The organism is Pseudomonas sp. LTR0, assembly GCF_036630035.1.
In the GTDB taxonomy this organism is placed as follows: domain Bacteria; phylum Pseudomonadota; class Gammaproteobacteria; order Pseudomonadales; family Pseudomonadaceae; genus Aquipseudomonas; species Aquipseudomonas putida_Y.
In genome coordinates this window covers 161,561-184,474 of the sequence record NZ_CP123734.1, presented here as the reverse complement: position 1 = coordinate 184,474, position 22,914 = coordinate 161,561, and the positions used below count along the sequence as shown (strand labels likewise).

Here is a 22,914-nt window from a genome sequence, read left to right as displayed (position 1 = left end):
GTTTCCTGCATTGCCGTGCAGAGCGCCGTACCGGATGCTTTAGTTACTCCGAGACAGTGCTTTTTTATCCGCAGAGGCCCGTATGAAGACCGTCGAACAAATCCTCAAGACCAAGTCCCAGCACCAGACCGTCTACACCATCGGCCCGGATGACTCGGTGCTCGACGCCCTGAAACTGCTGGCGGAGAAAAACATCGGTGCGCTGCCTGTAGTCGAGGGCAGCCAGGTAGTGGGTATCGTCAGTGAACGGGACTATGCGCGCAAACTGGTCCTCAAGGGCCGCTCTTCCGCCGCCACCCCGGTACGCGAAATCATGAGTGCACCGGTGGTCACCGTGGAACCCAAGCAAAAGCTCGACTTCTGCATGAACCTGATGACCGACCGCCACCTGCGTCACCTGCCGGTGGTCGACAACGGCAGATTGCTCGGCCTGCTGTCTATCGGTGACCTGGTCAAGGAAACCATCGCCGAACAGGCCAGCCTGATCAAGCAGATGGAGCAGTACATCCGCGGCGAATGACGCGCCTCAATGGTAGGCGCGCTCCAACTCGTCCAGTTGATGGTCGAAGCTACGCAAGCGCGCCGACCAGGTGTACACCAACACTTCCAGGTCGCGGTTGAGCACTGCCGTATTGCCGTGGCCGCTGTGCGTGGGCTCGCCGAGGTCAAGCTGGTAGCGTTCACGGGCCATCGCCTGGGCCACGCTGGACAGGTCGCGAGCGTTGGCCAGCCAGTGGTGATGGCGGTCATGGATTTCGCGGTCGAGCACCCGGCACTGGCGCTTCAACGCATCCAGGCTCTGCTCCAGCGGTGTGCCTCTGAGCTCGCCCATGACCTCTTCGAAGGTACGCCCCGAATGCCAGTAGCTGCCCCAGAAATAGCGGTCGAAAACCGTCTCGACGCGGCGTAGTGCAACCTTGGTGTTCCAGATGGTCAGCAACGTTCGCCCCTGCACCACTTCGCGCTTGTTCAGGCGCAGTTGCTGCCAGGCGATCCATGTCAGCGCCACCAGTGCAACCGCCACAGTGACTGCGGCAGCGGCATACAGGAAATGCACCGCCTGGGTCATCTGTTGCGTCTGCCTGATGCCATAGAAGTAACTGGCCGTCAGGGTGCCCAGGATCGTCACGGAACACCAGAAGCCTGGTGCGTAGGGATCTTTCATCGCGCTATCCCCTTATTGTTTTCCTGAGCATAGCAACGGCCGATCACTCGTCAGGTGCCACTCGGCGCTTTATTTTCGGGGGCGGCGCAATGCTTCGTTGAGTTGATCGAAGGGCACAGCCCAATCGGAATCTTCAATGATGCTGTCCTTGAGAAATGCACGCTGAGAGTCGTTCCAGAATGGCGCATCCACCAGCTTGATTTCGTTCTTCAGCGGGGAATGGCTGGTGATGAACTGATCGATACTCTTGGGATCGTCGGGCAAGCCCAGCTGCTTGAACAGCTCGGCAAAGGGATGGATCAGCGCTTCCATGGTTCCTCCTGAGCGCCAGGCAAGCCGTCCACGACGCCCGCCTGGCATTGGTTTGAAAACATCAGCACAGCTCGCACACTTCGGCGTGCGGCACCAGTTTCATGTACTGCTCCATGCTCATGTGAATCAGGTGATCGTGGTCACCCGCCTCCAGGTAGACATCGCCTTGGCGGGTAAGACTCGGGTCGAGCAGCATTTTTATCTGGTAAGCATCGCCAAGGGCCGGCACAGCACCGCGTTCGCAGTCATTGAACAGGCTCGGCAGACCGCTTTCACGGGTCAGATGCCAGGCCCCGGACATGCGCACCTTGTCCAGGTCCAGATGCCGGTTGGCCGGTAGCACGGCCATAATGTAGTTGCCGTGACGGTCATCGACCATCACCGCCTTGGCGACCCGTTCGGCGGGCACGCCGGCCATACGGGCCGACTCCAGGCTGGTGGCCGAATGTGGGTGGGGAATGATGTCGTAGTCGCAGTTGGCCTTGTCCAGGCTGGCCTGCAGGGTCTTTGCCATACGCATGATGCACCTCCGGTTTCGCCCCCCAATCTTCAATTTTAGGCCGGGTACGAGTGGTCGGGGCTAAACTTGTGTAATACGCGCAAATGAGGTGACGACAGGTGATCGCCCACTGCTGGCGCTGGCTGTTGCTGCTGTTGTTGCTTGGCATCACGCCAGGTGGCCAGGCAGCGCCCGGCGCGGTGTGGGTGCTGGGCATCGACGACGCCATCGGCCCAGCCAGCGCCGACTACCTGGTACGCAGCCTTGGCCAGGCCCAGGCGCAAGGCGCGCAACTGGTGGTTATCCGCATGGATACCCCGGGCGGGCTGGACAGCGCCATGCGCCAGATGATCAAGGCAATTCTCGCCAGCCCTGTGCCGGTCGCCAGCTACGTTGCCCCCAGCGGAGCCCGCGCCGCCAGCGCCGGCACCTATATTCTCTACGCCAGCCATATTGCGGCGATGGCGCCCGGGACCAATCTGGGTGCTGCCACGCCGGTGCGGATCGGCGGCCCGCCTGGCACGCCCGATGATGACAAGGCCAAAGGCGGCGACGATGAAACCCTCGCACGCAAACAGGTCAACGACGCTGCTGCCTACATCCGTGGCCTGGCGCAAATGCGCGGCCGCAACGCCGACTGGGCGGAGAAGGCCGTGCGCGAGGCGGTCAGCCTGTCCGCCAGCGAGGCTTTGCGCCTGAACGTGATCGATCAGGTGGCCGATGACCTGCCTGACCTGCTGCGCAAGCTCGACGGCAAAATGCTCCAGGTGGCCGGCCAGCCACGGCAGTTGCAGACCGCAGGCGCCAGCGTGGTCGAGCATCTGCCGGACTGGCGCACACGGGTTCTGGCGGTGATCACCAACCCCAGCGTGGCACTGATCCTGATCATGATCGGCGTTTACGGCCTGTTGTTCGAATTCATGAACCCCGGTTCTGCGGTGGGTGGTGTGGTCGGTGGTATCTGCCTGCTGCTGGCGCTGTATGCGCTGCAGCTATTGCCGGTGAGTTTCGCCGGGGTGGCGCTGATCCTGCTTGGCATTACCTTCATGGTCGCCGAAGCCTTCTTGCCCAGTTTCGGCGTGGTCGGCTTCGGCGGCATCGTTGCCTTTGTGGTCGGCGCGTTGATCCTGATTGACACCGACGCCCCCGGTTTCGGCATCCCGCTGGCCTTGATCGGCACCCTGGCGCTGCTCTCGGCATTATTGATCGGTGGCGTGCTGGGCATGGCTCTCAAGGCCCGTAAGCGGGCGCTGGTCAGTGGCGACGCCGGCCTGGTCGGCAGCCTGGTCACCGTCACCCAGGTGATGGCAAGCGACCCATTCTGTGGTGTCGTGCTGGCTCAGGGCGAACCATGGCAAGCGCGGTGCGCAACGCCCCTGCAAACTGGCCAGAACGTACGGGTGACCGCGCGCCATGGCGTGATGCTGGAAGTGAGCGCCGCCGCCCCTGCGACGCAAGGAGAATGAGCATGTTCATGCAATTCGGTTTCGGCGCAGTGCTGATCGTGCTGGCCATGCTGGTGCTGTCGGCGTTTCGCATCCTGCGCGAATACGAGCGCGGCGTGGTGTTTCAACTGGGGCGCTTCTGGCAGGTCAAAGGGCCGGGGCTGATCCTGTTGATCCCGGTGATTCAGCAAATGGTACGGGTCGACCTGCGTACAGTGGTACTGGATGTGCCGCCGCAGGATGTGATCACCCGCGACAACGTTTCGGTCAAGGTCAACGCAGTGTTGTACTTTCGCGTGCTCGACCCGCAAAAAGCGATCATTCAGGTCGAGGATTTTCTGGTGGCGACCAGCCAGCTGGCCCAGACTACCCTGCGTGCGGTGCTGGGCAAGCACGAACTGGATGAGCTGCTGGCAGAGCGCGAGCAACTGAATCTGGATATCCGCCAGGTGCTGGATGCGCAGACGGATGCCTGGGGCATCAAGGTGGCCAACGTCGAGATCAAGCACGTTGACCTGAACGAGTCGATGATACGCGCCATCGCCCGCCAGGCCGAGGCCGAGCGCGAACGTCGGGCCAAGGTGATTCATGCCGAAGGTGAACTGCAAGCGTCGGAGAAACTGATGCAAGCCGCGCAAATGCTGAGCAAAGAGCCGGGGGCGATGCAGTTGCGCTATATGCAGACACTGGGGGCGATTGCCGGGGACAAGAGCTCGACCATCGTCTTCCCGCTGCCGATAGATTTGCTGAAGGGGCTGGCTGGCAAGGAGAAATAGTGATGGACCAATCGCGGGCTTGCCCGCGAATGGCCTGTATTCGGTCTGTCAGACCGGCGCGCGGCGCAAGGTCGCGAGGAAGGTGGCTGCACCAATGAACAACCCGGCAAAGGTCCGGTTCAAACGCTTCTGCTGTTTGGGTGTGCGCAACATGCGCAACACATGCGAAGCCAACCCGGTGTACCCCGCCATCACCAGCAGGTCGACAGTGACCATGGTCACGGTGATCGCCACATATTGCGGCAGCAGCGGCGCATGCGGGTTGAGGAACTGCGGCAGCACCGCCAGCATGAACACCAGCGCCTTGGGGTTGCTGATGTTGACCAGGAAACCACGGAACACCAGGCTCAGCGGCTTGCCGATCGGGCGCACGCCTGATTCATCGCTCATGTCCATCGGCAGTGCACGCCATTGCTTATAGGCCAGGTACACCAGGTAGGCGACGCCAAACCACTTGATGACCTGGAACGCCGTGGCCGAGGCGGCCAGGATGGCACCGACGCCGGCGGCGATGATGGCGATCTGCATGATCAGGCCCAGCTGCAGGCCCAAGGCGTTCCAGTAACCACGCCAGAAGCCGTATTGCAGGCCGCTGGACATCGAGGCAATCGCCCCGGCACCAGGTGAAAGGCTGATCACCCAGCAGGCAGCAAAGAAGCCCAACCATACTTCCATCGACATCACACACCTCGCTCGAACATTTGTTGCAAAACGTTAAGCTAAGGTTTTGGCGAAAAAATAACCAGTGATTTCTGATGGATTTGTGGTGCCTGACCTGACCTCTTCGCGGGCACGCCCGCTCCCACGCCTACAGTGCATTTTCAGACGCTGTGGGATACCTGTGGGAGCGGGCGCGCCCGCGAAGGGGCCAGTACAGGTTCAGTCAGCTTCGGCAGCTGTTTCTTTGTGCAGGGCCTGTACCTCGGCCCCGCGCCAGCGTCGTACTGACTTCTGGAAGAACTGGCTATTAGGCACCTGCACAAGCGCCCCACCCGCTTCGGGCATTTCCAGCAGCGTGGTGAACAGCAGGTTGATGGCGATCACCCGGCCTTTCACACCGGGCTTGTCGAGGGTGTCGACCAGCTCGACCACATCGCCGATGCGAAACGGCCCAACCGTGAATATCAACACCGCGCACAACAGGTTGGACAACACGCTCCACATGGCGAAGAAGGCCACCGCCGCTACCGCTACGAAGCCGGAAAGTGCTGTCCACAACACAGTCGCCGAAACACCCAGGCGCTCCAGCACGAACAGCAGCGCGCTGCCCATGATCAGCCAGCGCAGGCCACCGCGAACGGGCACCAGCAACTCCGGCGGCAACGGGTAACGCTGGCCGAGTCGGCCAAGCCCACGGGCGACGATACGCTGCAGGATGAACGCCGCGACCAGGATCAAGAGTATCTGCAAGCCTAGCCAGAAGGTATCCATCCATTGCCCTGGCAGCAGCGAACGCAGTTCCTCCATCAGGACAGTGCCTCGAGTTCGGCCTGCATGCTTTCAAGGGTTTCCAGCGCTTCCATCCAGGCCTCTTCCAGCTCGCCTTCGCGTTGCTTGAGCTTGGTCTGGCGCGCCAGCAGGTCGCGCAACTCGTCCTTGCGCGCCGCCTCGTAAAGGCCACCATCACCCAGCGCGGTCTCGATCTCGGCCAACTGCGCGTGCACCTGGTTGAGCTCGGTTTCCAGCTTGTCGGCAGCCTTCTTGTGCGGTGCCAACTGCTGACGCAAGGCTGCGGCAGCCTGGCGCTGGGCTTTCTTGTCGGTCTTGTCCGGGTTGGCCGGTGCAGTACTGGCCGGCGCACTGCGCTGGCGGTACTCGACCAGCCAGCGGCTGTAGTCCTCCAGGTCACCGTCGAAGGTGTCGACCTTGCCGTCGGCCACCAGCAGGAAGTCGTCCGTGGTGCTCTTGAGCAAATGACGGTCGTGGGACACCACCACCACTGCACCGGCAAACTCCTGCAAGGCCATGGTCAGTGCCAGACGCATTTCCAGGTCCAGGTGGTTGGTCGGTTCGTCAAGCAGCAGCAGGTTTGGCCGCTCCCAGGCAATCAGCGCAAGTGCCAGGCGAGCCTTTTCGCCACCGGAGAAGTTAACCACTGGCTCGTCGCAGCGGGCACCGTGGAAGTCGAAGCCGCCGAGGAAGTCGCGCAGCGTCTGCTCACGCTCGGTAGGGGCGATGCGCTGCAGGTGCAGCAGCGGGCTGGCCTTGTCGTCCAGCGAGTCCAGCTGATGCTGGGCAAAGTAGCCTACAGCCAGGTTCTCGCCACGAACCAGACGGCCCGACAACGGCTCCAGCTCACCTGCAAGGTTCTTGATCAGGGTCGACTTGCCGGCGCCGTTGGGCCCAAGCAGACCAATACGAGCGCCTGGGGTGAGCTGCAGTTTGACCTTGTCGAGGATGGCCTTGTCGCCATAACCCAGGCTACCTTCGGAAAGGCTCAGCAACGGGCTGGAAATTTTCTGCGATTCACGGAAGACAAAGTCGAACGGCGAATCGACATGCGCCGCCGACAGCTCTTCCATGCGCTCAAGGGCCTTGATCCGGCTTTGCGCCTGACGGGCCTTGGTAGCCTGAGCCTTGAAGCGGGCAATGTACTTTTCCATGTGCGCGCGCTGCGCCTGCTGCTTCTCGTAGGCCTGCTGCTGCTGCGCCAGACGCTCGGCACGGGTGCGCTCAAAGGCGGTATAGCCGCCTTTGTACAAGTTGAGCTTGCGCTGCTCGACGTGCAGCACATGGTCGACCACGGCATCGAGGAAGTCACGGTCATGGGAGATCAGCAACAACGTGCCGGGGTAGCCCTTGAGCCAGTCTTCCAGCCACAGGATCGCGTCGAGGTCGAGGTGGTTGGTAGGCTCGTCGAGCAGCAACAGGTCGGACGGGCACATCAGGGCCTGGGCCAGGTTCAGGCGCATCCGCCAGCCACCAGAGAAATCGCCGACACGGCGGTCCATCTGCTCGTTGGTGAAGCCCAGCCCAGCCAGCAATTTGCGCGCACGGGCGTCGGCGGTATAGCCGTCGGCGCTTTCCAGCTCACTGTGCAGGCGCGCCAGGGCGGTGCCGTCGTGGGCCTGCTCGGCGGCGGCCAGTTCGGCCTGGACCTTGCGCAGGCGCACGTCGCCGTCAAGCACATAGTCCACAGCCAGGCGGTCGAGGGTGTCGACCTCTTGGCGCATGTGGGCGATGCGCCAGTCGCCGGGCAGTTGGCAGTCACCGGCATCGGGTGACAGCTCACCGCGCAGCAAGGCGAACAGGCTGGATTTTCCGGCGCCGTTGGCGCCGATCAGGCCGGCCTTGTGACCGGCGTGCAGGGTCATCTCGGCGCCTTCTAGCAAGCGCTGCGGACCACGCTGTAAAGTGAGGTTGGATAGTCTGATCATGATGGTCGCGGAGTCTACCAGCTTCCTCGGCCCATAGCGCGAGTGGAACCATGCACACCGACCTTTGGAATTACGCCCTGACCCTGTATGCCAGGCCCGGCGTGGAAGCCGCCTGCCTTGAACTGCAGGCACTGGGCGGTGATGTCTGCCTGCTGCTGTGCGCAACCTGGCTACAAGCACGCGGAGTAACCGTGCTGGGCGAACGCGCACAAGCACTGCAAGAACTCGCCGAGCCCTGGCAGCGTGACGTGGTTACCCCGCTACGCAGCCTGCGCCAGCAATGGCGAGCCACAGCATCGGGTGATACACAACTGGCGGCATTACGTGAACAAGTGAAAGGGTTGGAGTTGCGGGCTGAAAAAGCCTTGCTTGAGCGCTTGCAGGAACGCTCGCAACAGTGGCCCGTGGGCTCCCATGAGCCCGCGGACGACTGGCTGGCCCGGCTGGCACCGGACCAGGCTCTGCATCATGACGCGCTAGTTCAGTTGCGCGTCGCAGCGGCTGCGCTTCAGGACGCCGAAGGTGCCTGAGCAGGCGTGCTCACAGGTGCCGACGGTGCTGCAGCCGCCGGGCTCACCGAGTTGGTTGCGGCGGCCGGTGTAGCGGGTTTGGCCTCGGCAGGCTTAGCGGCCGTGCGTGCAGGTGCCTTGGCGGCAGCTGGTTTTGTGGCTGGCTTGGCAACAGGGGCTTTGGCAGCTGGCTTGGCCGCAGGTTTGGCTGCTGCGGGCGCCTTGGCTGCTGGTTTAGCCGCAGGCTTCGCGGCAGCGGTCGCCTTGGCAGCCGGTTTGGCCGCAGGCTTCGCGGCAGCGGGCGCCTTGGCAGCCGGTTTGGCCGCAGGCTTGGCGGCAGCGGTCGCCTTGGCAGCCGGTTTGGCCGCAGGCTTGGCGGCAGCGGTCGCCTTGGCAGCCGGTTTAGCCGCAGGCTTCGCGGCAGCGGTCGCCTTGGCAGCCGGTTTGGCCGCAGGCTTCGCGGCAGCGGTCGCCTTGGCAGCCGGTTTGGCCGCAGACTTCGCAGCAGCGGTCGACCTCGCAGCTGGTTTGGTCGCAGGCTTGGCGGCAGCGGCCGACCTCGTAGCTGGTTTGGCCGCAGGCTTGGCGGCAGCCGACTTGGCGGGTTTCGCTGCACGCTGATCAAGTGCCTTGGCTGCTGCTTCGCGTACCTTGCCTACACCCTGGGCCAGCTTGAGGCTGTCCTGAGCATCGCGTTTGAGTTGCTGAATGTAAGAGCGGGTCTGGGTTTGACGTTCCTTGAGAGAATCGAGCAGTTCCTCAAGTTCACCAATGGCTTTTTGCGCCTTGGTCTGCGCCTTGGCTTTACCTGCCTTGGCCGCGTCTTGCAGTTTCAGGCGACCGTTGTGCAGTTTTTCCTGTGCCTTGCCACGCTGCTTTTCCAACTTCGCCAGCAGTTTTTCCGCATCAGCCAGCGCTTGCGAGCAGGCCTCTTCCAAGTGCTCGAGCAAGCTGCCCGAAAGTTGCTGGAGCAGGTGTAACGGCGTACTTACTGGCTTCTTTTTGGCCGACATGGTTTACCTCCTGGCTGACGAGATTACGGCTCATACTATGCTTCTGCTGCTACCGCCGCTAGGGCATGTTGACCGTAATATTTACGCCGCGTTGCATGCCTGGGCAAAGTTGTTATCTTGCAGCTGCGTGAAAGTGTAGTTGCTGAATTAATCATTGCTGGTATTTGGGAGTCAGGCGTTGCCTCGATATCTTGTTTTAGGTTTATGCCTGATGGCACCCCTCGCCTTGGCCGAGAGCGAAGACCACGATTTGGCCTACAGCCTGGGTGCCAGCCTGGGTGAACGCCTGCGCCAGGAGATGCCGGGTTTGCAACTGGATGCGCTGGTCGAAGGCCTGAAGCAGTCCTATCAGGGGCAACCCCTCAAGCTCGACAAGGCACGCATGCAGGCGGTGCTCCAGCAGCATGAAACCCAGGAAAGTGACGCCGCTACGCAAAAGCTGCAGGCTGCCGAAACACGTTTCATGGCTAATGAGCGTGGGCGTTACGGGGTACACGAACTAACGGAAGGTGTGCTGTACAGTGAACTGCAGGCGGGCACGGGGGCTCAGCCGAAAGCAGGCGGCAAAGTGCAGGTACGCTATGTGGGCAGACTGCCGGATGGCTCGGTATTCGACCAAAACCAGACACCACAATGGTTCAACCTGGATTCGGTTATCGAAGGCTGGCAGGTCGCCTTGCCGAAAATGCACACTGGCGCCAAATGGCGCCTGGTAATTCCTTCAGCGCAAGCCTATGGCGCCGAGGGGGCGGGGGATTTGATTGCACCCTACACCCCCCTGGTATTCGAGATCGAACTGCTGGCGGTTGGCGACTGACGCCAACCTCAGGCCTGCACTGCACCCTCTTCTTTGTGTGCGTTGTGCAGCACTTCGATCAGACAGTCTTCAAGCTCGAAGCGCTCATGCAACAACCCGCCCAATTTGGCCAGCTTCTCGGCAAAGCGTTCGGTGTCCTTGCACTCCCCCTTGGCGCAATGGTCATTGAAGGCCAGTGCAATCTGAGTACTGTCGTTGATCCGAGGGTTGATCTCTTCGGCCAGCTTCAGCGCCTTCTCGTCTCCGAACGCCTTGGCCTCGCTGACCAGTTGCTCGCAGACTTCGAAGTGCCACGCCGAAACGTAGTCGACCAGAAGTGAGCAAAAGTCCCCGTTGGTATCCTTGTCGGCGAAGGCTGGCTTCACATCGCGCAGGGCGCGAAAAGCCTGCACCAGTTCCTGGCGCTCCTCCAGCCAACGGTCGATCAGCTTGTGAACCCCACCCCAGCGTTCCTGGGCGTTCTGACAACTATCGAGCATGGCGATCTCTTCCCTTCTGGGTAGATGCCGCTGCACCTCGCACCACGACCGCGCAGCACAAAGGTGACATCAGCAGGACGGCATCGAGCAGTTGTTTTTCCGGTATGCGTGCTGGGAGATTATTCCCGCGCGTGCTGCCCTTCAAGGTACGCAGCACACAAAGTTCATACAAGTGTTTAATAACCTGTTACATCGCCATTGGTCGCGCTAATGGCGCAACCTTGCGCCAGGTCATGTTCTAGCCAGGGTGCGGAAACGATACGCCAGCAGGCAACTCAAGGGCAGAGCCGCCAGCAGCAGGAAAGCCAACAGGCTCCATTCCGGCAGTGTCAGATCGAGAAAGCTCCAGGCAAGCGAACGGCAATCCGGGCCACCCAGCAACAGTTGCCGTGCCGCCTCACCCCAGGATTGCTCGAACACTCGCCCTATCGGCACCGGGCATACATCATTGCCCACCTCAACACCCTGCAACCAGACATGCCGTGCGGCCAGCAATGCGCCGGCCAGCGAGCAGCCCAGCGCCAGCCGAGCGTAACGAAGGATGCCCTGCGTGCCCGGCGCCTGCAGCACGGCGGCGAAACACAGCAGCGCGTAAACGCCAAGCAGCAACCGTTGGCTGAGGCACAGTGGGCACGGCCTCAGCCCCACTGTGTTTTCCAGACGAAAAGACGCAACCAGTACCGCCAGTGCAACCAGGCAGGCAGGAAGAAAAAAGGTGCGCAAACGGGCCGGCAGCATGGGCAGTGAAGGTCCCGGGGAAAAAGTAGTGGCTTGAAACGGTAGAGGAAAGACACGCCTTGTTTCAAGGCACGACAACAACGACAAGTCGCTGAATCGCGTAGGAAATTTCCAGATATGAGGTAGGAGACGACGGAAGAGATGGACTTCAGATCTAACTGACAGGAAAAGATAAATTACCCGCCCCCAAAGCCCGCACCTTGGCGCGGGCCTTGGGGTGGGTCAGGCGCGTACGCCTTCTGGCAAAGGCAGCGCCAGCAGGCGCTCGTCCAGAAGGCCAAGGCCCTCCTGGAATAGTTGGTTGCTGCGCTCGGTCTCGCCCAGCCCCGCAAGCAGGCGGGCCAGTTCAGCACAGGCCTCGGGATTGCGCTCCATGCGCAGGCTGCTTTCCAGGTAATCACGCGCCTTACCCCACAGGCGGTTCTGCAGGCTCAGACGACCCAGGGTCAGCAGCAGGCTTGCGTCTTGCGGGTGAGCCTTGAGCCAACCTTCAGCGGTTTGCAACTGACGTGCCGGGTCATCCCCACGCACCAGGCCATAAAGGCGGGCCAGATGGCTTTCATAGTCGCGCTTGAGGGCAGTGCGCAGCACTTGTTCGGCCTCGTTCTGGGCACCTACCTGGCGCAATTGCTCGGCGTACGCCAGCACCAGTTGTGGCTCCTGGCGCTGGGCTGCGGTCAGTTGCTGCCAAGCGCGCTCCAAGGATTGACGTGCACTTTGCGTGTCTTCGCCACGGGTGGCGGCCAGGCTCAGGTTCTGGCCCCAGGCACGTTGTTCCAGAGCCGCCAGCTCGGCGGCCGGCAGCACCTTGCCCTTGCGCAGGTCGGGCAGCAGGCGGATCAGTGCAGACCAGTCGCCGCGCTCCAGGTGCAGGCGCTGCAGCAAGCGCAGCACCTGGCTGTTGTGCGGGTGACGTTCCTGCATGGCCAGCAGGGTTTCCAGGGCTCCATCGCTTTCACCGCGGTCCATTTGCAATTGGGCATGGGTCAGGGCAATGGCCAGCTCCGCTTGTGGCTGGCGCTCCAGGGCACGCTCCAGCAGGTTGTCGCTGTCTTCGGTGCGGCCCTGCTCGTTGGCCGCGCGCGCGGCACCAAGGTAGTACAACAACGGTTGGCGCTCAGCCTCGGCGGCACGGTGCAAGTGTCGCTGGGCACTGGCCCAGCGGCCTTCGGCGAGATCGAGCTGGCCCTGTTCGATTGCCAGGCGGATACGTCGGCTGCGGTTGCGCCGTGACCAAGGGTTGACCACACCACTGGAGGTCAGCACCAGGCCGACCAGATAGCGCAGCAACCACAGCAGCAGGACGACCGCCAAAATACCCGCCAAGGCTGCCCACAGCCCCGACTGATAACGGAAGCCACCATAGGAAATCAGTACATAGCCGCTGTGCTTGGCGACCGCGATGCCCAGTGCCGCAGCAACCACGATTGCAAGCACGGCCAACAGGTAGACACGCTTCATGGCTTGCCCCCTTCAGCCTCGGCCGGCAGGTGACGGCGCTGAATATAGGCCTGCACAGCCGCCAGGCTTTCACTGAGGTCAGGGGTAACCACCGACACCGGCTGATCGGCCAAGGCATTGAGGCTGTCGAGCATGGCCTTGCTTTGCGGGTTGTCTGCGTTGAAGTTGGCCAGCAGTACGCTGCGGGCGTCGTCCAGCGCCTGCGTGTAAACCTTGGCATCGCCATTGAGCGCCGCCCACTGGGCCTGCTCGATAGTGAGGCTCAAGGCCAGGCGCAGCTGGTTCAGTTGCTGCCCGGCCAGCAACGGACGCACGTTTTCATCGGCGTTGAAGTCGATCTGGAAGTACTTGGATATTTCCGCCCACCACTGCGACAGCCTGCTGGCACCATCACCGTCGGCGGTCAGGGCGCCAAACGCATCGGCGTTACTGTCGAACTCTGGGGACTGGGCGCTCAACTGCTGTACCAGCTCACGCTGTGCAGCCAGTTTCAAGAACAGGCCGGTTCGGTCCGGTTGCTGAGTGCTGTTGAGCATGGCCAGGCTGCGTGCCAGTTGCTCGCGGGCAGCGAAGGCACCCGGGTCGCTCTGCTCGCGCAGGATCTCGTCGGCGCCTTCGACCAAGGCTTTGGCACTGGTGATGTCCTGCAACGCCGAAAGGCGCAGGGTAGCCAGGCGCAGGAGGTGCTCGGCTTCGGCCAGGCGCCATTCTTTGCGGCTTTCTCCCAGCACGGTTTCCAGGCGCTGACTGAGACGCTGCTGGTCGCCCTGTAGCTGGGCTACCAAACGCCGGCGGTCTTCCAGCTCGCTGGCAGCTGGCAGACTGGCCAGTTGCGCACTGATCTGCTGCTCACGTTGCTGCAGCGCCTCGGCGCGCTGGTTCAGCGCCTCGATGTGCTGGCCTTGGTTGAACTCACTGCCCTGCAGTTGACGCACCTGCCAGACACCCCAGCCACCTACCGCCACCCCGGCCGCACCAAGCAGCAAGGCCAGCGCTGCCAGGCCACTGCCGGAGCGCTTGGCAGGTGGGGTGGTAACGGGTTCCGCAGGCGCCTGTGCCGACGGTTGATCGTTATTGGACAAGACAGTCTCGCTCACGTATCCATCCTTTGCATGGGGGCGCACCGCATTCAGCTTAGCGCCTTAAGAGGCAGGTGCAGCGCTACGCTGCACGGCTGCCAGCAAGGCCGTGGCACTGGCGCCACGGCAATCCACAACCTGTTGGGCCCCGGCGGCCTTGGCCTGCTCGGCAACCCGCGGGCTGGGCACGAACAGCGGCAACTGGGCCAGCCGCAGCCAATCGGCACCGGCCATCTGCTGCAAATGTTCAAAACCCTGCCCACTGCTGACCACTAGGCCATTGAGGCGTTCCGCTTCAATGCGGCGCATCAGCGTACCCGCCGGGTAGGCCGGCAGGCAGCGACGATACAGTTCCAGATATTCGACACTAGCACCTTGCTCTGCAAGACGCTCTGCCAGCAGTTCGCGACCTCCGACGCCGCGAACGATCAAGACACGCGGTGCCGGCTCGGTAAGTGCCTGGCGCAGGGCCGGCAGTGCCAGCAAGGCTTCGCTGTCATCGCCACGCGGCGGAAAGCTTACCTCCAGCCCTGCACCCTGCAGCACCCCAGCGGTAGCCTCACCCACGGTGAACCAGCCTCGCTGCGGAGGCTGGATGCTGGCCTGGGCCAGATGCTCTAGCAACAGCCGGGCGGCCGGCTTGCTGACCACAAGGATCGCCTGGAAGTCATGCAAGCCCTCCAGCGACAGTCGCTGTGGGGCCTGCACGGTAATAGGTTCAATTTCCAGCAGAGGCAGGCAACTGCTACCCACGCCCGCTGCCGCCAGGCTTTGCGCCAGCGCCGCACAGTCCTCGGCAGGCCGGGTCAGCAACAGGCGCCATTGGCTCACGGATGACCGGCCTCGCCGTAGACTTCCTTGAGAATGGCCTCGGCGCCCTGCCCCAGCAGGTCTTCGGCCACCTGTACGCCCAAGGTCTCGGCAGCAGCACGCGGGGCACGGGCATCGGCCACCAGCAAGGTCCCGCCGCTAGGCTGGCCGACCAGGCCACGTAGCCACAACTGGTCACCTTCAAGTACCGCGTAGCAGGCGATCGGCACTTGGCAGCCACCATTCAGGCGTTTGTTCAGCGCGCGCTCGGCCATCACCCGGTCAGCGGTGTCGACATGGTGCAGTGGCGCCAGCAGTGCATGGATCTCAACGTCGGCACTGCGGCACTCGATGCCCACCGCGCCCTGACCACCTGCCGGCAGGCTGTCATCGACGCTGATGGTGGAGGTGATGCGGTCTTCGAAGCCCAGACGGATCAGGCCCGCTGCGGCGAGGATGATGGCGTCGTACTCGCCGGCATCCAGCTTCGCCAGGCGGGTATTGACGTTGCCGCGCAGAAAACGGATTTGCAGGTCCGGGCGGCGCGCCAGTAACTGGGCCTGACGGCGTAGGCTTGAGGTCCCGACGATACTGCCGGCGGGTAGCGCTTCAAGGCTGTCAAAGGTATTGGAAACGAAGGCATCACGCGGGTCTTCACGCTCGCAGATGCAGTACAGGCCCAGGCCCTCGGGGAAGTCCATGGGCACGTCTTTCATCGAGTGCACGGCGATGTCGGCTTCGTTGTCCAACAGCGCGGTTTCCAGTTCCTTGACGAACAGGCCCTTCCCGCCGATTTTTGCCAGCGGCGCGTCGAGCAACTTGTCACCACGGCTGACCATGGGTACGAGGGTCACCTTCAGACCGGTGTGGGCCTGCTCGAGGCGGGCCTTGACGTATTCGGCCTGCCACAGGGCCAAAGCACTTTTACGGGTGGCAATGCGGATTTCGCGAGTGGACATGAAACGCCCCGATCCAGAGAAATACCGCCGATGATAACAGCATCGCCGGTATCGCTTGCAGATACGGATCAACAGGTCATACGCAGCCAGGTGCAGGAGCGGCCTGGATCCGAGGGCCTCAGAGCGTCTGCATCATCTTGCGCACACCGGCCACATGGCGACGGCTGACGGTCAAGGCATCGCCGTCCAGGCCTTTCAGATACAGCTGAAAGTGCCCCAGCGGGGTGCGCTGCAAGCGTTCGATACGCTCACGGGCGACCAACGCATTACGATGGATGCGCACGAAGCGTTCGCCGAATTCGTCTTCCAGGGCTTTGAGCGGCTCGTCAAGCAGCACCTCCCCGGCTTCGTGACGCAAGGTCACATACTTGTGATCGGCAATGAAATAGATCACCTGGGGTAAAGGGATCAGTTCGATGCCTTTACGCGTGCGGGCGCTTATATGGCTGCGAGGGCCGCCGCCTTCATTGGCTGGCCGGGTAAGCGCCGCCAATTGGGCACGGTTGGGTTTTTCGGCCTTGCGCAAGGCATCGCGCAAGGCCTGCGCCTGGAAGGGCTTGGTCACATGGCTGAGGGTACTGTCCTTGAATGCCTCTGCACCGTATTCATCATCCCCGGAGCAAAACACCACCGCGGGCGGCGCCTCGCGTTCGCACAGGCGAGCGGCGACCTGCAGGCCATCCAGGCCTGGCATGCCGATGTCCAGCAGGACCACATCGGGCTTGAGGCTTTCGATCAGCGCCAAGGCTTCATCGCCGTTGGTGGCGCTGGGCTCCAGCACGGTGTACCCCTCCAGTTCGCCGAGCAGCCGGCTGAGGCGTTCACGGCCTTGGGGTTCGTCATCAACGATCAGGACATTCATAATTGCGCTGGATTCCTGAATGAGTCTCGCACAGGTATAGCGTAGACAGGTGTGGTTCGAGCGACACTGCGGTCACGCTCTAGACCGGTGCGATGGCCAAAGATTCACTCGGCCCGGCAGATTCACTGCCAGTCCTTTGTCCAACTGTAGACGGTCCGTGGAACACTGCCGTTCATTCCTTGAAATCCTTCTCTGCGATTTTCCGGGCATTTCTCTCGACCGGCGCCCTGCGGCAGCCAGCCCAACCCTGCTATCATCGACGCCACTTTTTCGTTCACGCCTGCAATGAGTGAATCCATGAGCACCGACAAGACCAATCAGTCCTGGGGCGGCCGCTTCAGTGAGCCCGTCGACGCCTTCGTCGCCCGCTTCACCGCCTCGGTAGATTTCGACAAGCGCCTGTACCGTCACGACATCATGGGTTCGATTGCCCATGCCACCATGCTGGCGCAGGTCGGCGTGCTCAGTGATGACGAGCGCGACACCATCATCGATGGCCTGAAAACCATCCAGGGCGAGATTGAAGCCGGCAACTTCGACTGGCGTGTCGACCTCGAAGACGTGCACATGAACATCGAAGCACGCCTGACCGACCGCATCGGTATCACCGGCAAGAAGCTGCACACCGGCCGTAGCCGCAACGACCAGGTGGCCACCGACATCCGCCTTTGGCTGCGTGACGAAATCGACCTGATCCTGGGCGAAATCACCCGCCTGCAGCAGGGCCTGCTGGAGCAGGCAGAGCGTGAAGCCGAAACCATCATGCCTGGTTTCACCCACCTGCAGACGGCGCAGCCGGTCACCTTTGGTCACCACCTGCTGGCGTGGTTCGAAATGCTCAGCCGCGACTATGAGCGCCTGGTCGACTGCCGCAAGCGCACCAACCGCATGCCACTGGGCAGCGCCGCACTGGCCGGCACCACCTACCCGATCGACCGTGAACTGACCTGCAAGCTGCTGGGCTTTGAAGCCGTGGCCGGCAACTCGCTGGATGGCGTGTCGGACCGTGATTTCGCCATCGAATTCTGCGCCGCTGCCAGCGTGGCGATGATGCACCTTTCGCGCTTCTCCGAAGAGCTGGTGCTTTGGACCAGCGCGCAGTTCCAGTTCATCGACCTTCCGGACCGCTTCTGCACCGGCAGCTCGATCATGCCGCAGAAAAAGAACCCGGACGTGCCAGAGCTGGTACGCGGCAAGAGCGGCCGCGTGTTCGGCGCCCTGACCGGCCTGCTGACCCTGATGAAAGGCCAACCGCTGGCCTACAACAAGGACAACCAGGAAGACAAGGAACCGCTGTTCGACGCCGCCGACACCCTGCGCGACTCGCTGCGGGCCTTTGCTGACATGATCCCGGCGATCAAACCCAAGCACGCCATCATGCGTGAAGCGGCCCTGCGCGGCTTCTCCACCGCTACCGACCTGGCCGACTACCTGGTTCGCCGTGGCCTGCCATTCCGTGACTGCCACGAGATCGTCGGCCACGCGGTGAAGTATGGTGTGGACACTGGAAAGGACCTGGCCGAGATGAGCCTGGACGAACTGCGCCAGTTCAGCGACCAGATCGAGCAGGACGTGTTTGCCGTGCTGACGCTGGAAGGTTCGGTGAACGCCCGTAACCACATTGGTGGTACGGCGCCGGCGCAGGTGCGCGCTGCCGTTGTTCGTGGCAAGGCCCTGTTGGCGTCTCGCTAACCCCCCAAGGCGAGGGCTTCGCCCTCGTTCGCGGGCACGCCCGCTCCCACAGATACTGCACAAGTTTCAATAGCGGTGCAGACCTGTGGGAGCGGGCATGCCCGCGAAGGGCACAACACCAGACTCAGCGTTTACCGCTGCGAATCATCTCCATGAAGGCCGGCATCGACGCTTCCTTGTCCGCCAAGATCCGCGCCATGTGCGGGTTCTCGCCCATCAGCTGCAGCAACGCCTTGGCCTGCGGGAAGTCCGCCAGGAAGTCGATGTTCAGCACCTTCTTGCCCACCGCGTTGGCCAGGTCGACCGAGAAGCAGAACATCAGGTCTGCCAGCGTCATCTGCTCGCCCGCCACATAGGGTGCAAAGCGTCCGTTGCGCTTGAGCGTGGCAAAACCTGCCAGCAGGTCAGCACGCGCTTTCTCTTTGATCAGCGGTTCGACCGACATGCCAAAGAACGACTCGGCGTAGCAGGTACGCGCCGGCAGCTCGATGTACAGCTCGATTTCCTTGAGCAGTTCACGCACCTTGGCCTGCTCGAACGGGTCGACCGGCAGCAGTGCCTTACCGCTTTGGGTCTGTTCGATGTAGTCGAGGATCACACTGGTTTCGCTGAGGAAGCCCTGCTCGGTCTGCAGCACCGGAACCTTGCCCCGCGGGCTCACTTCCAACGCCTGTGGCGCCTGGCCGCCATAGAAGGTGACTTCCTCGAAGGGCAGACCTTTTTCCAGTAGGGCCAACTTGACCATGTTGTAGTAGTTGCTGACCGAGAATCCATGAAGCTTGAGCATGAGGTAACAGCCTCCAGGCCGTAAGGAGTTGGCCTGGCTTTTATAGACTGAACGCCTGCCGCTGACCAGCGTCATGCACCGCGTCAATGCTCGGGCATTGCCGCCATAGGCATGGCACACTGTTGCATCCCATCCTAGGAGTACCGCCATGAGCGAGCCCACCGACATCGGCAATGACGACGACGAAGCCTTCGCCGAGGCCACGCTGACCCAAGCCATCGAAAACCAGATCGAGAGCGGCGAGCCGCCTGCGGCCAAGGCCACTTTCAACAAGCTGACGCTGGTTGGCTATGAGCGTGAAGACATTCTGAACCTGATGGCCCATGTGCTGGCCTTCGAAATCGACAACATGCTGGTAGAGGACCGTGCGTTCAACGGCGAGTGGTATGAGAACGCTCTGCGGGCACTGCCGGAGCTGCCGCCTGAGATGGATCAAGGCGACGACGAATAACCCGGCTACACTCGAAGATCAGGCACCGCTGACGGTGCCGCCATCCTTGTCTGGAAGTCAGGAGCTGCCATGCCTTTTACCCCCGATCTGATCGACGAACTGGAAGTACTCGCGCTGTTCAAACACGACAGCAGCCAGGAAGGCATCAAGATAACCAGCACCGCATCCCCCGCCCTGATCGCGGCTGCACAACGCCTGCATGAGAAGGGGCTGACCGATCAACCGGATGGCGGCTACCTGACCAGTCTGGGTCATGACGCCGTTGAAAGTGTCCAACTGCTGCAGAACATTCTCAAGGCGCCACAGCCGGCCTGAGCATCAGGCTTGCGCAAGATCTGAGGCCTTGCGCGGTCCCTGTGGGACCGCGCACGCTCCACTCAGTTGGCCGCAGCACTGCGCCTTTCCGCCAGCCACGAGCGGCCGTAGAGGAGCACGATGGCCAGCAACGCCACCGCCTGCGCCGACAGCGAGTAGGCATCGGCATGAATCCCCAGCCAATCGAACTCGAAGAACGCCACCGGCCGTGTGCCCAGCACGCCGGCCTCTTGCAGCGCCTTCACGCCATGCCCGGCGAATACTACCGACAGCGCGCACAGCAGCGCGGCGTTGATGCTGAAGAACAGCGAAAGCGGCAGCTTGGCCGAACCCCGCAAAATCACCCAGGCAAGGCCCACCAGCAGCATCAGTGCCGTCGCACCACCCGCCAGCACCGCTTGATGCCCGGCAGGGCCTGCCTGCAGCCACAGGGTCTCGTAGAACAGGATTACTTCGAACAATTCGCGGTATACCGAGAAAAAGGCCAGCACAGCAAAACCGAAGCGCCCGCCGCCGCTGACCAGGCTGCTCTTGATGTAGTCCTTCCAGGCGGCTGCATGGCGGCGGTCATGCATCCACACCCCCAGCCATAGCACCATCACCGCGGCGAACAGGGCCGTGCCGCCTTCCAGCAGCTCACGCTGAGCCCCCCCCACATCGATCACATAGGCTGCCAGCGCCCAGGTGGCGAAGCCGGCAACCAGCGCCAGGCCCCAGCCGATGTTGACGCTGCGTACTGCCGACTGCTGCCCGGTATTGCGCAGGAAGGCCAGGATCGCCGCCAGCACCAGAATCGCCTCGAGGCCTTCACGCAGCAGGATCAGCAAACCGGAGATATAACTCAGCGTCCAGCTCAGGCCATCGCTGCCCAGCAGCTTGGCCGCCTGCTCGAGCTTGGTTTTGGCGTCGGCCAGACGCTGTTCGGCCTGGGCCACGGGCAAGCCGTCCTGCAAGGACTGACGGTAGGCCATCAGCGTTTTTTCGGTGTCCTTGCGCGCCTGGGTGTCGATGTTGTCCAGCGAGCTTTCCACCAGCTCGAAACCCTCCAGGTAGGCCGCCACCGACAGGTCATAGGCCTGATCGTGGTCGCCTGCGCGGTAGGCCGCCAGGCTCTTGTCCAGTGTGCTGGCCGTGTATTCGAGCAATTGCGCAGGGCCGCGCTTTACTTGCGGCGGTTGAGCACGCTGGGCACGGAATGCCTCGACGGCCGCAGTGCCTTCGTTGGCGGCGACTTCGGCCGGCGTCTGGCGAGCCAGGTCGGCGAGGTTCCAGGCCTTGTCACCCTTGCCCGCTTCCGGCTTGGCGGTGAAGCTGGCGATGTACGCGGCCACGTCCCAGCGCTGGCGATCGTCCAGCTGGTCGGCAAACGACGGCATTTCGGTGCCGTCGATACCCAGGGCCAGGGTGTTGTAGAGGTCGAACAGGCTCAACTGGTCCAGGCGCGAAACATCGCGCAGGTTGGCGGGTGCAGGCTCCAGGCCCACGCCAGCCGGGCCATCGCCGGCGCCGGTTTCGCCGTGGCAAATCGAGCAGTTTTGCGCGTACAGCGCAGCACCGCGGGCTGGGTCCGGGGTAATCACCGGTGCCTGGCTGACCTCGTAGGCCACAGCCAGTCGTGCACCCAGCTGTCGGGCCTGTTTGGCGACTGCGGCGCCCTCCTGGCGTTGGTCGATGGCTTGGCGTAGCGCTTGAACACCTTGTTCCAAAGCAGCTTGTTCAGTATTTGCGGGCAGGCCTCTGACCAGGTCCGCCAATACCGCGCTGAACTCCTGTTGCTCGCGGTATTCGCCATCGTCGATCACCTTGCCGTCTTGCACGGTCGGCGGGTAGTCAGCGCCAATGTAATCAAGCAGGTGCTGGGCTTTGGCAGCCTCGGCGGGGGACTCGGCCAGCGCCAAGGTGCTGCACAGCGCCAGCACCGGGCCAAGCAGCAAAGCCGGCAGCCAGGCAAGCAGACGGGAACGGGTATTCATGGCCAGTCTCGAAGGTGAATGCGAAAGAGAACATTGTTCACTTCCACTTTGCTTCACTCAAGGGTCTTGGGCGGATTTCATGAAAAATCTTGCTACAAATTAGGTGAAGCGGGAGGGTTGGCCGAGCGCTTTGCCTTTGGATCGCAGGCAAGCTGCTCCCACAGGTATTGCAGCGCCCTCAAAACCTGTTCTGATCATGTGGGAGCTGGCTTACCAGCGATGGGCCGCACAACGGGCTCAGGTTCTTAAAGGCTATTGACGCACCTTGTTCACCACTTGCTCCATATCATCGATCAGCGCCTTGACCATCTCGCTTAGTATCCGCGCGGCACTATCAGCAATTTTGGCCATCTCCCATTTCAGATTCGACGGGCAGATAACCAGTACAGCCGAGCAGCATGCTTGGCTGCTGGCAGAACAGATCGGAGATGATGACTGTGCTCACACACTTCCTAATTTAAGGACTCAATAAATGACCAATATGCCCTACTGTTCGCCAAGGAAATTTCCCTAATATTATTTGAGTCACCGCTCACCCTGAAGATCTCATAAAGCTCGTGGGCCTGCCCCGGATGAAATCCCTGAGCTTGAGCTTTGGAGGACCAAGCATCGTATAGGTCTGCGCCTATCACGGGGCGCGCTACATTCTCAGGAAGTATCGCGAAAGCTTGCTGCTTGGTATGAAACTGCGTCTCGCCATGAACTCTTCCACGGGGACTATAACGGACATGAATTCCTCGATAACCCGCTGCCGTACCGCTGAAATTTCGAGGTTTTGACTTGAAAATTCGCCCAAGGTCCTTTGCGGCACTGGACATCTGTTCTTGAGGCAAAATCACCATATTTCGAACAATGTCGCCTAGCTCTCTGGGATGCTGAACGCCGAGCCTCTGCACATTATCGATGACTCTTAAACGATTCTGTTTAAATGACGTAGATATTAAGGAGCCACCATAATTTTTCGCAATTCCGGCTGCCTGGCTATCAATGAACTGCTTAGAGGTAGGCGCATAACGATACGTTACAGTGAGCTGCGCGCTAATCCGCCAACGATGAATTTTTTGTGTCATGGCGGCTGAAAAAAAATAGCCGCTTCGGTCGACTCGATTAACCGGATCGCCGGCACAGTAAGCATAGATATTCAAACCACCTAGTGAAAATGGACTATATGGATCCGGGCTCAAAAAGCGCATGAGGATGGAGGAAAATGAACGGACGCCTCTACCGAGAACGTAGAAGCCTGAGAGATCACTTCGATACTCTCCATTGAACCCAAGCACACAGTTCAAAGCACCTGGCCCCGGATACCCATAAGGCGAGTAATTCACATGGCTTTTCACCCCTGTATCCTCCATCTACATAAGTTCAGACTCCACATCTTGCTCAAACACAGGG

The 22,914-nt window shown here is 61.7% G+C and carries 25 protein-coding genes; 8 read left to right on the top strand and 17 right to left on the bottom strand.

What is annotated here, in order from left to right; genetic code table 11:
* The first annotated feature begins 82 nt into the window (after nt 1-82).
* Nucleotides 83-520, top strand: coding sequence for a CBS domain-containing protein (locus tag QCL51_RS00825; protein WP_021782571.1), 438 nt, complete (start codon nt 83-85; stop codon nt 518-520).
* 6 nt (nt 521-526) lie between these two features.
* On the opposite strand, the gene QCL51_RS00820 is transcribed toward QCL51_RS00825, so the two are convergent.
* The 3 genes from QCL51_RS00820 to QCL51_RS00810 form a co-directional block, all read right to left on the bottom strand.
* Nucleotides 527-1,165, bottom strand: coding sequence for a hypothetical protein (locus QCL51_RS00820; RefSeq protein WP_021782570.1), 639 nt, complete (start codon nt 1,163-1,165; stop codon nt 527-529).
* A 69-nt stretch (nt 1,166-1,234) separates the two neighbouring features.
* Nucleotides 1,235-1,477, bottom strand: coding sequence for a DUF2789 domain-containing protein (locus tag QCL51_RS00815; RefSeq protein WP_021782569.1), 243 nt, complete (start codon nt 1,475-1,477; stop codon nt 1,235-1,237).
* Nucleotides 1,478-1,538: 61 nt separating this feature from the next.
* Entirely contained in the window at nt 1,539-1,997 is a 459-nt protein-coding gene (locus tag QCL51_RS00810; protein WP_021782568.1) for a YbaK/EbsC family protein, read from the bottom strand.
* 98 nt (nt 1,998-2,095) lie between these two features.
* On the opposite strand from QCL51_RS00810, the gene QCL51_RS00805 reads away from it, so the two are divergent.
* Both QCL51_RS00805 and QCL51_RS00800 read left to right on the top strand, forming a co-directional pair.
* The gene (locus QCL51_RS00805; RefSeq protein ID WP_021782567.1) at nt 2,096-3,442 is read left to right on the top strand and encodes a nodulation protein NfeD; all 1,347 of its coding nucleotides are present in this window, start codon (nt 2,096-2,098) and stop codon (nt 3,440-3,442) included.
* A gap of 2 nt (nt 3,443-3,444) precedes the next feature.
* The gene (locus QCL51_RS00800; RefSeq protein WP_021782566.1) at nt 3,445-4,197 is read left to right on the top strand and encodes a slipin family protein; all 753 of its coding nucleotides are present in this window, start codon (nt 3,445-3,447) and stop codon (nt 4,195-4,197) included.
* 48 nt (nt 4,198-4,245) lie between these two features.
* Here the strand turns inward: QCL51_RS00800 and QCL51_RS00795 are convergent, their stop codons facing one another.
* From QCL51_RS00795 to QCL51_RS00785, 3 genes are all read right to left on the bottom strand, one after another.
* Nucleotides 4,246-4,878 carry a LysE family transporter gene (locus QCL51_RS00795; RefSeq protein WP_103443291.1) on the bottom strand — a complete coding sequence of 211 codons (633 nt, stop codon included), beginning with the start codon at nt 4,876-4,878 and terminating at the stop codon, nt 4,246-4,248.
* A gap of 198 nt (nt 4,879-5,076) precedes the next feature.
* Nucleotides 5,077-5,664: a mechanosensitive ion channel family protein gene (locus tag QCL51_RS00790; RefSeq protein ID WP_103443290.1), complete on the bottom strand. Its 588-nt coding sequence runs from the start codon at nt 5,662-5,664 to the stop codon at nt 5,077-5,079.
* A complete protein-coding gene (locus QCL51_RS00785) occupies nt 5,664-7,574 on the bottom strand; it encodes an ATP-binding cassette domain-containing protein (protein ID WP_103470274.1) in 1,911 nt (636 codons plus the stop codon). The genes QCL51_RS00790 and QCL51_RS00785 overlap by 1 nt, the downstream gene beginning before the upstream one ends.
* Nucleotides 7,575-7,624: 50 nt before the next feature.
* Here QCL51_RS00785 and QCL51_RS00780 point away from each other — a divergent pair, with 50 nt between their 5' ends.
* On the top strand, nt 7,625-8,104 hold the full coding sequence (locus QCL51_RS00780; protein WP_103470275.1) for a TIGR02444 family protein: 480 nt from the start codon (nt 7,625-7,627) through the stop codon (nt 8,102-8,104).
* Here the strand turns inward: QCL51_RS00780 and QCL51_RS00775 are convergent.
* Entirely contained in the window at nt 8,083-9,096 is a 1,014-nt protein-coding gene (locus QCL51_RS00775) for an AlgP family protein (protein ID WP_274101488.1), read from the bottom strand. The genes QCL51_RS00780 and QCL51_RS00775 overlap by 22 nt on opposite strands.
* A gap of 178 nt (nt 9,097-9,274) precedes the next feature.
* Between QCL51_RS00775 and QCL51_RS00770 the strand changes: the two genes are divergently transcribed.
* Nucleotides 9,275-9,913 (top strand): FKBP-type peptidyl-prolyl cis-trans isomerase, encoded by a 639-nt coding sequence (locus tag QCL51_RS00770; protein ID WP_021782560.1) that lies wholly within the window; start codon nt 9,275-9,277, stop codon nt 9,911-9,913.
* 8 nt (nt 9,914-9,921) lie between these two features.
* On the opposite strand, the gene QCL51_RS00765 is transcribed toward QCL51_RS00770, so the two are convergent.
* From QCL51_RS00765 to QCL51_RS00735, 7 genes are all read right to left on the bottom strand, one after another.
* Entirely contained in the window at nt 9,922-10,392 is a 471-nt protein-coding gene (locus tag QCL51_RS00765) for an Rsd/AlgQ family anti-sigma factor (protein WP_021782559.1), read from the bottom strand.
* 231 nt (nt 10,393-10,623) lie between these two features.
* Entirely contained in the window at nt 10,624-11,130 is a 507-nt protein-coding gene (locus QCL51_RS00760; RefSeq protein ID WP_021782558.1) for a disulfide bond formation protein B, read from the bottom strand.
* Between the two features lie 222 nt (nt 11,131-11,352).
* Nucleotides 11,353-12,591 carry a heme biosynthesis protein HemY gene (locus tag QCL51_RS00755; RefSeq protein WP_021782557.1) on the bottom strand — a complete coding sequence of 413 codons (1,239 nt, stop codon included), beginning with the start codon at nt 12,589-12,591 and terminating at the stop codon, nt 11,353-11,355.
* On the bottom strand, nt 12,588-13,688 hold the full coding sequence (locus QCL51_RS00750) for a uroporphyrinogen-III C-methyltransferase (protein WP_021782556.1): 1,101 nt from the start codon (nt 13,686-13,688) through the stop codon (nt 12,588-12,590). The genes QCL51_RS00755 and QCL51_RS00750 overlap by 4 nt, the downstream gene beginning before the upstream one ends.
* Before the next feature lie 45 nt (nt 13,689-13,733).
* Complete coding sequence (locus QCL51_RS00745) at nt 13,734-14,501, bottom strand: uroporphyrinogen-III synthase (protein ID WP_021782555.1); 768 nt, start codon at nt 14,499-14,501, stop codon at nt 13,734-13,736.
* Complete coding sequence (gene hemC, locus QCL51_RS00740; RefSeq protein ID WP_021782554.1) at nt 14,498-15,439, bottom strand: hydroxymethylbilane synthase; 942 nt, start codon at nt 15,437-15,439, stop codon at nt 14,498-14,500. Before hemC ends, QCL51_RS00745 begins: the two co-directional genes overlap by 4 nt.
* Before the next feature lie 118 nt (nt 15,440-15,557).
* Nucleotides 15,558-16,301 (bottom strand): LytTR family DNA-binding domain-containing protein, encoded by a 744-nt coding sequence (locus QCL51_RS00735; protein ID WP_021782553.1) that lies wholly within the window; start codon nt 16,299-16,301, stop codon nt 15,558-15,560.
* A 297-nt stretch (nt 16,302-16,598) separates the two neighbouring features.
* Here QCL51_RS00735 and argH point away from each other — a divergent pair, with 297 nt between their 5' ends.
* Nucleotides 16,599-17,993 carry an argininosuccinate lyase gene (gene argH, locus QCL51_RS00730; protein WP_021782552.1) on the top strand — a complete coding sequence of 465 codons (1,395 nt, stop codon included), beginning with the start codon at nt 16,599-16,601 and terminating at the stop codon, nt 17,991-17,993.
* Nucleotides 17,994-18,117: 124 nt separating this feature from the next.
* On the opposite strand, the gene QCL51_RS00725 is transcribed toward argH, so the two are convergent.
* Complete coding sequence (locus QCL51_RS00725) at nt 18,118-18,780, bottom strand: glutathione S-transferase (protein ID WP_021782551.1); 663 nt, start codon at nt 18,778-18,780, stop codon at nt 18,118-18,120.
* A 148-nt stretch (nt 18,781-18,928) separates the two neighbouring features.
* Here QCL51_RS00725 and QCL51_RS00720 point away from each other — a divergent pair, with 148 nt between their 5' ends.
* Nucleotides 18,929-19,231, top strand: coding sequence for a hypothetical protein (locus QCL51_RS00720; RefSeq protein WP_021782550.1), 303 nt, complete (start codon nt 18,929-18,931; stop codon nt 19,229-19,231).
* A 69-nt stretch (nt 19,232-19,300) separates the two neighbouring features.
* Nucleotides 19,301-19,546, top strand: a complete 246-nt coding sequence (locus tag QCL51_RS00715; protein ID WP_021782549.1) for a TIGR02647 family protein — start codon at nt 19,301-19,303, stop codon at nt 19,544-19,546.
* 62 nt (nt 19,547-19,608) lie between these two features.
* Here the strand turns inward: QCL51_RS00715 and QCL51_RS00710 are convergent, their stop codons facing one another.
* Entirely contained in the window at nt 19,609-21,519 is a 1,911-nt protein-coding gene (locus QCL51_RS00710) for an FTR1 family protein (RefSeq protein WP_103463456.1), read from the bottom strand.
* A gap of 452 nt (nt 21,520-21,971) precedes the next feature.
* The gene (locus tag QCL51_RS00705; protein ID WP_230849510.1) at nt 21,972-22,859 is read right to left on the bottom strand and encodes an RHS repeat-associated core domain-containing protein; all 888 of its coding nucleotides are present in this window, start codon (nt 22,857-22,859) and stop codon (nt 21,972-21,974) included.
* Between the last annotated feature and the right edge of the window lie 55 nt (nt 22,860-22,914).